Raw genomic sequence first — 12,171 nt, 5'->3', positions numbered from 1 at the left:
TCGCGTACACTTGCCCGCCTACACTGGGGCATCATGGATCGCGAACAAGCAGACGACGTGCGCGGTGTGCTGGCCGCGGCGCTGGCCGGCCGGGCCTATTCGCACAGCCAGGACGTCGATTCCTCGGTGGCGGCGGTGATCACCGTCGAGGACGACCTGAGATTCCTTCCCGAGACGCTGCGCGCCGTGTTCGCGCAGAGCGTGCTGCCCGGCACCGTGGTCGTGGCCGATTGCACCGGCGGCACCACACAGCCGCTCGCCACGTCGTTCGAGGTGATCCACACCGAGTCCGGGCCGATGTCGCGTATGCCCGAACCCAAGCGCGTGGATGTGCGTCTGGTGCGTGCCCACGGCGCCAGGTCCTTCGGCGGCGCGGTGCGCAAGGCGCTCGACTACGCCCATCTTTCGCCCTCCGTGCGCGCCCTGTGGTTGCTACACGACGATTCCCGGCCCGCCGACGAGCACTGCCTGGAACATCTGACCGAGGCCTGGCACAACGCGCCCACCGTCGCCCTGGTCGGCGCCAAGCAGCTCGACTGGTCGGGCAGGAACCTGCACGACGTCGGCTCCTACGCCGCCGGACACCGCATCGAGACGCTCGTCGTGGACGGCGAGCCCGACCAGGAGCAGTACGACGGCCGCTGCGACGTGTACGCCGTCTCCCTGGCCGGCATGCTGCTGCCATTGGAGACCTACCATGCCATGGGCGGCATCGACGATTTCTGCGGCACCTTCGTGCAGTCCTGTGATTTCTGCCGCCGCGTGAGCAACGGCGGCGGCCGTGTGATCGTGGAGCCGCAGGCGCGTATCGCGCACCGCCGCGCCCGGTTCGAGGCGCAGCGCACCCGTGCCGGCGAAGCGGTGGAGGAGGGGGAGCCCGCCAACCCCTCGATGGCGTTGTTCGCCGCTTGGCAGCGGTACTACTACACCGATGTGAGGATGGCCCTGTGGCCGCTGGTCTGGCTGTGGCGCCTGGTGCGCAGTCTCGCCATGGCGGTGCGCCTACTGCTGGGCAAACGGCCGTGGCAGGCCGTGTGCGAGCTATGCATGCCGTGGGTGGCGCTGGCCGGCCTGCCCCGCGCGATGGGCGCGCGCCGCCGCGTCGCCCGATGCGGCCGTCTGCCGCGTACGCAGCTGGCGCTGCTGTCCGCCAGTCGCGCGCAGATCGCCCAATGGCGCGAACGCAGCCAGGCGTTCCAAGACCAGCGCGGCGTCGTGTTGCTCAGCCCTCTGGCCAAGGCCCATCTGCGCCGTCGTCTCATGGTGCGCGCCGCCGCGGCCGCCGTGACCGCGCTGGCCTGCCTCGTGGGCGTCGTGGCGTTGCATTGGCCGGTGCTGCGCGCTGCCGGATCAGGTTCCCTGGTCTCCGCGTCCCTGCCGCCCACCGGTGCTTCGATGCGCCAGCTCGTGGACGCGGCCACCATCCCATGGGTGGCCGGCATCGGCACCGGCGTGCCTGCCCCGCCGGCGCCATGGCTGATGGTGTTGATGGCGGCGTCCGTGCTCACCGGAGGGCATGTGGCGGCCGCGCTCACCCTGATGTTCGTCGTCTCCGCCCCCTTGGCCGCGCTGTCCGCCTGGGCGCTGGCCGGTATCTTCACCCGCTCCGACATCGTGCGTTGCGCGGCCGGCCTGGCATGGGTGGCGCTGGCCGTGGGCATGGGTCTGTACCGGACCGCGGACCTGCCGATGCTCACCGTGATGATGTTCCTGCCCGCCGCGTTCGCGTTCGTGTTCCGCGCCGTGGGCATGCGCCGCACCGAGGAGCCGGTCGACCCGCGGCCCAGCGTGCAGGCCGCGGCCGTGGCCGCGCTGTGTTTCATGCCGCCCGTGGCCGCCGAGCCGCAGTTGCTGTTGCCGCTGGTCGTCTGCTTCCTCGTGTTCGTCGCCTTCGTCCGCCGCCGGCGCGCGACGTTGCTGCTCATCCCCGTGCCCGCCGCCTTCCTTGTCGCTCCGACGCTGGTCAACGCGGTGCGCTATGCCCCCGAGGGCTCCTGGCGCCAGCTGTTCGGCGACATGACGGTGCCCCAGACCGTCTCGGACGGCGCCCCCGCCGCGCTGTCCCTGCCAGACGCGCTGCTGCGCGCGTTGGGTGTGGGCCACGGCGCCACGGCGCTGGCCTCCTCCCCATGGGCGTTGGCCTCGGTCGTGGCCGCGGCCGGCATGGCGGTCGTCGCGCTGGCGGCGCTGGCCCTGCCGGGCGTGCTGCGCGCCTCCCGCATGATGTGGGTGGTGGCCGTCTGCGGCGGCCTGCTGGCGTTGGCCTCCTGCCGCGTGGCCGTGGCCCCCGGCGGCGACGGCGCCGTGGCGGGCTCCGTCCTGCCTGGCCTGGCGCTGATGGCCATGGGCCTGCTGTGCTGCGTCTGCCTGGTCGCCGGCGGGGCGGTGTCCCATTTCGCCATGCTGGGCGGGCCGCAGCGGCGCCGCATCCGGCTCGTCGGCAAGGCGGCCGCCGCGAGCGCGGCACGCTGGGTGCTGGTGGTCGCGATGCTATGCGCGGCCGGAGCATGGGTCGGCCAGGGCCTGGTCCGCTCTGACGTGGGCGCCGTGTCCATATCCTCCGATGGCCTGCCGATGACCGCCACCGAGGCGATGGGCCGTGACGAGGGCCAGCGTGTGTTCGCGCTGCGCGCCGACTCGTCCAACAGCGTCGGCTTCTCCGTGATGCGCACCAGCCGCGGCGACCTCATCGACAGTTCGCCCGTCTACCGGGCCCGCCAGGTCAGTGGCGTTGCCGACGACCAGGGCAGCGCGCGCCTGTCCGAGGTTGCGGCCAGCCTCATGGCCAACTCCGACGACCAGGCCATCGCCACGCTGGCCGAGCTGGGCTTCTCCGGCATCTACGTGACCGCTGGGGAAAACGCCGGAGACCGGCTTACCGCGAACATCGCCGCCTCCAATGGCACCCAGTCGGTCGTCGCCAACGCGCAGGGCACCTACTATCGGATCACGTTCTCCGGCGAGCGGGCCGGCGCCGACGGCCGGGCGGGCCTGGATGACGCGCGCCGCAGCCCATGGCGCGTGGCCTGGCTGTGGTGCGCCGGACTCATCGTCGCCGCCTACTGTCTGGTGGCGGTTCCGCACACAAGCCGCATCGAGCAGGAGGGCTGAGATGGCACGTCGAATGCTGCGCATCGTGACCGCGTCCGTCACCGGACTCGTCGTCGTGGCCGCGCTGGCCGCGCTGTGCGTCGCCGGCGCCGTCGGTCCCGTGGACGGAGCCGGGGCCTCGGGCGCCGGTGCCGGCCATGAGGTGAGCCAGAGCCGGCTCGAATCGTATTGCGACCGTTCCATGCCGCTGGCCGACGACGCCGACTACGGCGACAGCGAGTTCCAGGCCTCGGCCGGCGACCTGTCCTATGCCGCGCGCTACGCCGCCCTCGGCTCCGTCTACGACGCCTCCGCCCGGCCGCTTGACGCCAGCGCCGACGCCGCCGACGCCGACGGTGCCATCGCGCTCAACCGCGCCGACGGCGAGGATGGTGGCGCGTTCGTCGTCTCCTCCGCGGACGGGGCGCGCGGCCACATCCTGCTCACCGATCTGCTCAAGGCGGGGGAGGGCACCGGCCAGGTCGGCGCCACCGTCTCCAAGGCCAAGGAAGGCGACCTGAGGGGCATCTCCGCCGCCACCTGCGTGGTGCCTGCGCTGACCGCGCGCTTCCTGGTCACCGGCACCCAGACCGGCGCCACCCAGCGTCTCGTCGTCACCAATCCCTCGCCCAAGGCCACCGCCGTCGACATCACGCTGCGGGGCACCAGCCAGGCCGGCGCGCTGGCGATGTCCACCGGCGGTACGCTCACCGTCGGCCCCTCCTCCCAGGCCACGCTCGACCTGTCCGCCGCTGCCTCCGGCGAGGACGCGCTGTACGTCACCGTCGCCAGCGGCCAGACGCCCGTCGCCGTCGTGGTCCGCTCCGTGACGATGGACGGGCTCACCCCCCACGGCTCCGAGGTGGCCGTCCCCCTGGCGGACCCCGCCTCCACGCTCGCTCTGCCCGGCGTGCGCCAAGGGGACCGGGTGCGCCTGCTCGCCTATGCGCGTGACGGCGCCCACGCCACCGTCTCCTGGGCCACCGGCGACGGCTTGGTGGACGCGGGCGACCATGACCTTCCCGCCGATCAGGTCGCCTCCCTCGATTTGGGCGATGCCCCCGACGGCGCGATGGCGGTGCTTGTCACCGCCGACAGCAAGGTCACGGTTGGCGCCGTGGCCACCCGCGACGGCGCCGACGGCCAGCAGGACTACGCGCTCGTACCCGCCGCCACCCCGGCCGGCTCCGGCGCCGTGGCACTGCCCGACGGCGTCCGGGCGACGCTCACCCTGGCCAACACCACCGATGCGAACACCTCCGTCACCGTCACCACCTATGGCGCCGATGGCAGGGAGGACGAAGCCAAGCAGGTGGAGCTCGGCGCGGACGGCGCCGAGGGCATGGACGTGACCGGCTCCGTGGTGGTCGTCGAGGATCCCGACGACGCGGTGGCCTGGTCCGTGCGGCTGACGGACGGCGGACTCGACAAGGCGAAGGTGGCGGGCCTGTCCGTGCTGGGGCCCACGCCGCTGGACGTGCGCCAGACCACCGTGTGGGCCACGCAGAGCCAGCAGGTCGTGCGCTGACGGCCGGCGCCGCTCACCACTCGAAGTCGGGGTCGATCTCCTCCGGGCGGCGGCCGTAGAGCTCCGCCAGACGCAGCACCAGCTCGTCGCGGATCGCCCACTCCAGCTCCTCGCGGTCATGCGCATGCGTCTGCAGAGGCAGCCGGTAGAGCACGATGCGCGCCGGCACGCCCCGTCCGGCGGGGAAGCAACGCGAGCCCAGACTCGGCTCCTCCTCCCAGGGGGCCGGATCGGACGGGGGCACGTCCTCCACCATGAACTGCACCGGACGGATCAGTTCCGGCCAGGCGGCGGCCAAGCGGCGCAGATGCGCGGCCACCAGGTCGTCGAACAGACCCGCCCGGGTGCGGTACCGGGGCAGGCGCGTGCCGAACATCGGCGTGCGCATGCCCCGTCCGTGACGGTTGCGGTAGATCTTCGCATTCCAAGGAGCTTGCAGCATGAGTCCCACGATAGGCCAAGCGTCGCCGTCGCGCCACGCCGCCCCGTGGGCTAGGATGGGCACCATTCGCCGCGTGGCGCGCGGCACGAGGACCGCGAGTGAGGAGGCCGCCATGGTGCCGTTCTGGACCGAAGCCGACCTGGACGCCGTCGCACGCCGTGCGCGCCTGGTCGCCTTCGACCTCGACAACACGCTCGCCCGCTCGAAGCAGCCGATGCTGCCCGAGATGGCCGACCGGTTCAGCCGCCTCACCCGCCGCATCGACGTGGCTGTGGTCACCGGAGGCCGCCAGGAGCTCGTCGTCAGCCAGGTGCTCGACGTGCTCACCCCCGAGGCGGATCTGGGCCGCCTGCACCTCATGCCCACCAGCGGCACCCGCTACTACCGGTGGCGTGACGGCGCGTGGCGGCTCGTGCTCAGCCACGACCTGTCCTCTAGGGACAAGGCTCGCGCCGTCGCCTCGCTCGAACGCCACGCCCGCGCGCTCGGCCTCATGGACGGGGCGTGCTGGGGCGAGCGCATCGAGGACCGCGGCAGCCAGATCACCTTCTCCGCGCTCGGCCAGCAGGCCCCCGAGGAGGCCAAGCGCGCCTGGGATGCGGACGGCTCGCTCAAACGGCGCCTGGCCGAGGCGGTGCAGGCCGACCTGCCCGACCTGCTGGTGCGCGCCGGCGGCTACACCAGCGTGGATGTGATGGCCCGCGGCGTCGACAAGGCCTACGCGGTGCGCGAGCTGGCTGCGCGCCAGGGCATCGGCGTGGGGGACATCGTGTTCGTCGGCGACCGCATGGGCCCGGACGGCAACGACTGGCCCGCCGTCGCCGCCGGGGCGTTCGGGTTGCGCGTGGACGGCCCGCGGGACACGCTCGGCTTGTGCGAGGGGTTGCTGGCCCGTCTGTGAGCTGGTAGCGTCGTGGCATGGATGCCCTGGGATTGCTGCTGCCGCGGGGATGCGCCGGATGTGACCTGCCCGATCACGTGCTGTGCGACGACTGCCGCGCGTTGTTCGGACGCACCGTCGTGGCTCCGCTCGCCGGCACGCTGACCGGGCGCTCGTATTCCTGCGCCGTGTACGACGGATGCGTGCGCCACGCCATCCTCGCCTGGAAGGACCACGGCGAGAGCGAACTCGACCGGCCGTTCCGCCAGCTACTGGCCGGCCTGGCCTGGCGCTCGGGGCTTATGGACTTGTGCGGAGGCGGCCTGTTCGTCGTGCCGGCGCCCTCCTCGCCCCGTTCCCTGCGCCGGCGCGGACGGCGCCATCTCGATCCCCTGGCGCGCGCCCTGGCCGCCATGATGCGCCGCCATGGCATTGAGGCGCGTGCCTACGGGGCGTTGGAGGCGGCCCATGTGCACGGCCGCTCCGTGCAGACGCGGGGCCGGGCCGGGCGCGCCGCGCGCATGGGCGACGGCGGTATCGCCGTGCCGGCGCGCGCCGTGCGCCTGGTGGACGGGACGCGCGTCGTGCTCGTCGACGACATCGTGACCACCGGCGCCACCCTGCACCACTGCGTCACGGCCCTCGGAACGGCGGGGGCACGGGTCGTGGGCGCGCTCACCCTCGCCGCTACCCCGCCGCCCGGGCCGGACTGACGGCGCGTCAGCCGACGAAGGCGATCGGCGCGGCCAGGTCGGTGCCGCTGCCGTCGCGGCGCATATCCGGCTTCGGCAGTTCGACGGGGGAGCCGCCCTGCGAGGTGGCGTGCAGCGGATAGGGGCCCACCCAGGCCGCCACCAGCGTGTTCTGCCCCTTGAGGAAACGTTGCGAGCGGACGCCGCCCGTGGCCCGGCCCTTGGTTGGATACATCTCCAGCGGCGTCACCTTTGCGGCGCCGTTCTCGGTGCCCGGCAGCGCCTCGGAGTCGCCGGCCACCGTGAGCACCACGGCGCCGGAGGCGGAGGACAGGCCGTCCTCGTTCTCCTCGTAGGTCCACGCCACTGTGCCGGCCGGCACCACGGCGAAGGCGGCCACCCGCTCGCCCTCGGCCAGACGGATGCCCGCCATGCCGCCGGCGGTGCGGCCCTGTGGGCGCACCGCGCCAGCCTCGAAGGTCAGCAGGCTCGAATCGGTGGAGACGAACACGATGCGGTCCTGGTCCGCCGCGTCCGCGGCGAACAGCACCTCGTCGCCGTCCTTGAGGTCGATGACCGGCCACGAGTCCATCGTCGTCGGCGCCTCGCGGTTCCACCGCTTGACGATGCCGCGGCGCGTACCCAGCGCCAACGGCGCCAACGCGGCCCCGTCCGCCCCGTCGCCGGCGGGGGCCGGCGCCATCGGCACGGCGGCCACCACCCGCTCGCCCGGCACCGGGTCGGTGCTTTCGGTCATGCCGATCAGCTCGCCGGCCTTCACTCCGCCCGCCAACGACAGCGTCTGCGAAGCCGGCAGATTCGGCAGGTCCGCCACATGCGCGAGCACCAGACGGCCCGTCGACGTGATCAGCGCGAAGGAGGCCAGCGTCAAGGTCGGGAAGATCGAGACGATCTGGTCATCGGGCAGGCGCTGGTCGGACGCCGAACGCGACCGCCACACGTCCAACGCCGCGGACGAGGTGCGCGCCACCAGGCCGGTGGCGCTCATCATCACGGCGCACGGGGCGTCCTCCATCTGCAAGGCGGCGGCCACCGGCGCCTCCTCGCCGGCCTTGCGCGCGGCTGCCGCGGCGGCGGCCACGTCGTCCGCCGCGGCGGACACGGTGACGGCGTCGCGCGCCGCGTCCAGGGCGGCGGCGGACAGGCCGGAGTCGTCGCCCGCGGCCGTCACCGGCGTGAGCCCGCCGTCCGGGCCTTCGTCGAGCAGCACGGTGCGCCGCGGCGTGCCATAGCGTTCCACGGTCTGGTCCATCTCGCGCACCACCACGCGGTCCAGCTCTCCGTCGGAGGCGAGGATCGCCTCGAGCTCCTCGATGCGGCGGCGCAGGTCGTCGCGCTCCGCCTCCAGCTCGATGCGGCTCATGCGCGTGAGCCGGCGCAGACGCAGGTCGAGGATGTACTGCGTTTGGATCTCGTCCAGGTCGAACACGGCCATGAGCCGGGACTTGGCGGCGTCCGTGTCCTGGGAGGAGCGGATCACCTGGATCACCTCGTCGATGTCCACCATCGCCAGCAGCAGGCCCTCCACCAGATGCAGGCGCTCCTGCGCCTTCCTGTGGCGGAACTCGCTGCGGCGGCGCACCACCGAGCGTCGGTGCCCGATCCACACCTCGAGCATCTCCTTGAGACCCATCGTGTGCGGGCGGCCGTCCACCAGCGCCACGTTGTTCATCGTGAAGTTGTCCTGCAGCGGCGTGTGCTTGAACAGCTGCGCCAGCACCGCGTTCGGATCGAAACCGGTTTTGATCTCGATGACGATGCGCGTCCCGTTGAGCCGGTCCGTCAGGTCAATGGCGCCGGAGATGCCCTCCAGCTTGTGGTTCTTCACCCCGTCGGAGATGCGTTCGAGCACACGCTCGGGCCCCACCATGTACGGCAGCTCGGTGACCACGATCGCCTTCTTGCGGGCCGTGACGTTCTCCACATGCGTCTTCGAACGCGTGGTGACGGTGCCGCGGCCGGTCGCGTACGCCTCGCGGATGCCGTCGCGGCCGATGACGATGCCGCCGCCCGGCCAGTCCGGGCCAGGCACATAGCGCATGAGCTCCTCGAGCGTGGCGTCCGGATGCGCCATGAGATGCTTGGCGGCCGCGATTACCTCACCCAGGTTGTGCGTGGCGAGGTTCGTGGCCATGCCCACGGCGATGCCGGAGCCGCCGTTGACCAGCAGATTCGGGATCGCGGCCGGCAGCACCGTCGGCTCGGAAAGCTTGTTGTCATAGTTGGGCGTGAAGTCGACCGTATCCTCGCCGATGTCCGCGTTCATCGCCAGCGCGGCTGGCGCTAGACGCGCCTCCGTGTACCGGGAGGCGGCGGGACCGTCGTCCAGGGAGCCGAAGTTGCCATGGCCGTCCACCAGGGGCAGGCGCATCGCGAAAGGCTGCGCCAGACGCACCATCGCCTCGTAGATCGCCGAGTCGCCGTGCGGGTGCAGCTTGCCCATCACCTCGCCCACCACGCGCGCCGACTTCATGTACGGGCGGTCGGGCGTCAGGTTCATCTGGCCCATCTGGTAGACGATGCGCCGCTGCACCGGCTTCATACCGTCGCGGGCGTCGGGCAGGGCGCGCGCGTAGATCACCGAGTACGCGTATTCGAGGAACGACTTGCTCATCTCCTCGCCGAGCGGCGTTTCGACGATATGCTCCTTGACCGTGCGCGGGTCGAAGGCCGGTTGCGCCGGTTTGCGATGTGCCATGCTGCCCCCTTGGGAATCGAAGCCAACCGCCCCATGATACCGGAAGCCGCTCCCCGGCCGGTCGCCGCCGGGCAGGGGACGGAGCCGGCCGGAAAGGCCGGCGCGGCGGGGCCGCGGGCTACACTGGCGAGCTATGAGTGTCGAAGTGCCCCAGATGGACGAACTGCTGCGCATCGTGCCGACCGCCGCCTACGGGGACGACGCCCCGGGGCCGGACCGGCGGGGCGGGGCGCTGCACCTGTCCGCCATCCTGCCGGCCGTCTCCAACGCACTCGGATGCCCCGTGCCCACCGCCGTGCACCGCGACCCCGCCGCGCTCCAGGCCGCGCTCGGCCTGCCCGACGCCCGCAGCGCCATCGTCGTGCTCGTGGACGGCCTGGGCTACTGGAATCTCGCGATGCGCCTGGGCCACGCCCCGTACCTGCGCTCGCTCATGCGCGAGGGCGCCAACCAGCGCCCCGTCTCCACCTGCGCGCCCAGCACCACCGTGGCCGCGATGGGGGTTTTCGGCACCGGCTCCTGCCCGGGACTGACGGGCATGGCCGGCTACACGCAGCTCGACCCCGCCTCGGGCCGCCTCGTCCAGCTCATCCAATTCAAGCAGGTCACGCCCCCCGCGCCCGCCGTGCCCGGCCTGCACGGGGCCACGGCGCGCGCCCAGGCCGCACGGGCGTCCAAGGCCGCGGAGCCCGCTCTGGACCCCCGCGATTTGCAGCGCGAACCCACCGTCTTCGAGCGGCTCGCCCGGCAAGGCATGCGCGTCACCGCCTCCGGCCTGGCCAAGTTCCGGGATTCGCCGCTCACCCAGGCGGCGCTGCGCGGACCCGACTACATCGCCAACGTCACGCCGAACGACCGCGTGCGCGCCGCCGCCGACGCGGCCCGCACACCCGGCCTGACCTACCTGTACATCCGCGACATCGACAAAGTCGGCCACGCCAGCGGCTGGCAGTCGGCGCCATGGGTCGGCGCCTTCGAACGGGTGGACGGCCAGCTCGCCCTGCTGCGGCGCCTGGCGCCCAAAGGCACGCTGATCGTCGTCACCGCCGACCACGGCATGGTCACCGCCGACCCCACGCAGCGCGTGGACATCGCCGCCGACCCCACGCTGACACGCGGCGTGGCCCATGTGGGCGGCGAACCGCGCGCCCTCATGCTCTACGCCGAGGAAGGCGAAGATCCGGCCGCCATCGCCTCCCGCTGGCGGGAACGCCTAGGGGAGCGCGCGCTGGTACGCACCAAGGACCAGGCCCTCGCCGACAGACTGTTCGGCCCCGTGGAGGCGCGCGTGGCGCCGATGCTCGGGGACGTCATCGTGCAGGCCGCCGGCCAGGTCACGCTCGTCGATCCGCGCATCCAAAGCGACAAGGCCACGCGCCTGCCCGCCGTGCACGGCTCCCAGACCATGCTGGAGATGGACGTGCCCTGCCTGATCGACGTCGCCTAGACGCCGCCCGGGCAGGGCCTGGATGGTCGGTCACTCGCCGAACAGGATCTCGTCCCAGCTGGGCACGGCCGACCGTCCGGTGCGGCGGCGCGGACGGCGCTCATCCGCCTGGCGCGGCTGCGCCGGCTGCGCGGGCATCGCCACCGTCGCCGCCTCGTCCGGCCCGACGGCGGCTTCGGCCTGTCCCGTCGGTTGCGCCGCGGCCGGGACGGCGGGGGAGGGGACGGCCTCGCCCGCCGTCGCCATGCCGGAAAGCTCCGCCGCGCCACGGGACTCGGCGCTCCGGGATTCGGCGTCATAGGAGGAGGCTGTTTCGTGCGCTCGTTCCTGTGCATCGGCGTCCGACGGCACGGCCGTGGCGTCGGATCGGGCGGGACTGTTCCATGTCGCGGCGGGGACGGAGGCCGCGGAGGAACCGGGGGAGGCCGGGGCTGCGCCGGAGGGCGCCGCCGGCTGCGCCGGGGCGGTATCCGCCGCATCCGAGCCGCCATGCGTGGGGGCGTGCACCGGAATCGCAAGACCGTTGCCGAAGGTCCCCGGCTGGATCGCTGAGGGCACCGGCGCCACGCCGGGCCGCGCCCCGAGGTTCTGCTCGCCGAGCAGCTTCCTGGCCGTGGAGTTCAGGCAGGTCACCGAATTGTCATGCATGTTCCACGACCATTCGCCCTTGATCTGGCGGCCGGCCGAGTCGAACAGCGCGGTGATGCGCCACGGCTCGTGGCCGCGGCGGGTGGCGTTCCATTTCACGCCGGCGCGGCGGATGCCCGCCGACTCCAGCGTGCGGTCGATGAGGTCGGAGACCGTGCGCACCCGGCTCTCCTTGGGCGCGGGCACGGAGAGGAACTGTTCGATCGCGTACTGGCGTTCGGTCTGCACGGCGGCGGAGAACCGGCGCACCAGCGCCTCGTCCAGCCCGTAGCGCTGCGCCACGGCCGAGGGCTCCGCGCCGGCGCGGATCAACGTCTGGATGCTGGAGATGGGCAGCGTGGGCACCGCCGCGGGCTGGCGCAGACGGGCCTGCTCGCCACGGATCTGCTTGGCGGCGAGCATGGCGCGCTCCAGATCGTCGTCCACGGCGACCGCGAAGCGCAGGTTGCCGGCGGCGAACACCAGCTCGCCCGACTCGCTGACATGGTCGAACCTGGCTTCCTGCGCGGCGTTCTGCGGCATCGTTCGCACCACTTTCCCTCAACGGCGTTCCAATCACTACCAGTATGCCCCATGGGCCGGCCGGGAGGCGGCGATTTCTCCCCACGGCGGCCGTATGGAGGCGCGTCGCGCTTTACACGACGCGGTATTCATGTATCCTAATGGCGTTCACCGGCATCCGCCCGAGGCGGCGGCCACGTCAATCCAACAGAAAGAAGAGGTAT

The 12,171-nt window shown here is 72.5% G+C and carries 8 protein-coding genes; 5 read left to right on the top strand and 3 right to left on the bottom strand.

The window, feature by feature from the left end:
- Positions 1-33: 33 nt before the first annotated feature.
- Both H7U32_RS01600 and H7U32_RS01595 read left to right on the top strand, forming a co-directional pair.
- Complete coding sequence (locus H7U32_RS01600; RefSeq protein ID WP_204467467.1) at positions 34-3,111, top strand: glycosyltransferase family 2 protein; 3,078 nt, start codon at positions 34-36, stop codon at positions 3,109-3,111.
- A gap of 1 nt (position 3,112) precedes the next feature.
- Positions 3,113-4,618 (top strand): DUF5719 family protein, encoded by a 1,506-nt coding sequence (locus tag H7U32_RS01595; RefSeq protein ID WP_204467465.1) that lies wholly within the window; start codon positions 3,113-3,115, stop codon positions 4,616-4,618.
- 13 nt (positions 4,619-4,631) lie between these two features.
- Here H7U32_RS01595 and H7U32_RS01590 read toward each other — a convergent pair whose 3' ends face one another.
- Entirely contained in the window at positions 4,632-5,060 is a 429-nt protein-coding gene (locus tag H7U32_RS01590; RefSeq protein WP_204467463.1) for a metallopeptidase family protein, read from the bottom strand.
- Between the two features lie 112 nt (positions 5,061-5,172).
- On the opposite strand from H7U32_RS01590, the gene H7U32_RS01585 reads away from it, so the two are divergent.
- Both H7U32_RS01585 and H7U32_RS01580 read left to right on the top strand, forming a co-directional pair.
- Positions 5,173-5,961: an HAD-IIB family hydrolase gene (locus H7U32_RS01585; RefSeq protein WP_204467744.1), complete on the top strand. Its 789-nt coding sequence runs from the start codon at positions 5,173-5,175 to the stop codon at positions 5,959-5,961.
- 17 nt (positions 5,962-5,978) lie between these two features.
- Entirely contained in the window at positions 5,979-6,653 is a 675-nt protein-coding gene (locus H7U32_RS01580; RefSeq protein WP_204467461.1) for a ComF family protein, read from the top strand.
- A gap of 7 nt (positions 6,654-6,660) precedes the next feature.
- On the opposite strand, the gene H7U32_RS01575 is transcribed toward H7U32_RS01580, so the two are convergent.
- A complete protein-coding gene (locus tag H7U32_RS01575; protein ID WP_204467459.1) occupies positions 6,661-9,351 on the bottom strand; it encodes a DNA gyrase/topoisomerase IV subunit A in 2,691 nt (896 codons plus the stop codon).
- A 133-nt stretch (positions 9,352-9,484) separates the two neighbouring features.
- On the opposite strand from H7U32_RS01575, the gene H7U32_RS01570 reads away from it, so the two are divergent.
- The gene (locus tag H7U32_RS01570) at positions 9,485-10,798 is read left to right on the top strand and encodes an alkaline phosphatase family protein (RefSeq protein WP_204467457.1); all 1,314 of its coding nucleotides are present in this window, start codon (positions 9,485-9,487) and stop codon (positions 10,796-10,798) included.
- A 30-nt stretch (positions 10,799-10,828) separates the two neighbouring features.
- Here H7U32_RS01570 and sepH read toward each other — a convergent pair whose 3' ends face one another.
- Positions 10,829-11,968 (bottom strand): septation protein SepH, encoded by a 1,140-nt coding sequence (gene sepH, locus H7U32_RS01565; protein WP_204467455.1) that lies wholly within the window; start codon positions 11,966-11,968, stop codon positions 10,829-10,831.
- Positions 11,969-12,171: the final 203 nt, after the last annotated feature.

It is taken from the genome of Bifidobacterium pullorum subsp. saeculare (genome assembly GCF_016899725.1).
GTDB classification, from domain to species: Bacteria; Actinomycetota; Actinomycetes; order Actinomycetales; family Bifidobacteriaceae; genus Bifidobacterium; species Bifidobacterium pullorum_C.
The sequence above is the reverse complement of the archived record's forward strand: the minus strand, read 5'-3'. Positions and strand labels throughout refer to the sequence as shown.

Coding starts and splice junctions, on each gene's coding strand:
- H7U32_RS01600 (WP_204467467.1), top strand. CDS start 34: ATGGATCGCGAACAAGCAGACGACGTGCGCGGTGTGCTGGCCGCGGCG.
- H7U32_RS01595 (WP_204467465.1), top strand. CDS start 3,113: ATGGCACGTCGAATGCTGCGCATCGTGACCGCGTCCGTCACCGGACTC.
- H7U32_RS01590 (WP_204467463.1), bottom strand. CDS start 5,060: ATGCTGCAAGCTCCTTGGAATGCGAAGATCTACCGCAACCGTCACGGA.
- H7U32_RS01585 (WP_204467744.1), top strand. CDS start 5,173: ATGGTGCCGTTCTGGACCGAAGCCGACCTGGACGCCGTCGCACGCCGT.
- H7U32_RS01580 (WP_204467461.1), top strand. CDS start 5,979: ATGGATGCCCTGGGATTGCTGCTGCCGCGGGGATGCGCCGGATGTGAC.
- H7U32_RS01575 (WP_204467459.1), bottom strand. CDS start 9,351: ATGGCACATCGCAAACCGGCGCAACCGGCCTTCGACCCGCGCACGGTC.
- H7U32_RS01570 (WP_204467457.1), top strand. CDS start 9,485: ATGAGTGTCGAAGTGCCCCAGATGGACGAACTGCTGCGCATCGTGCCG.
- sepH (WP_204467455.1), bottom strand. CDS start 11,968: ATGCCGCAGAACGCCGCGCAGGAAGCCAGGTTCGACCATGTCAGCGAG.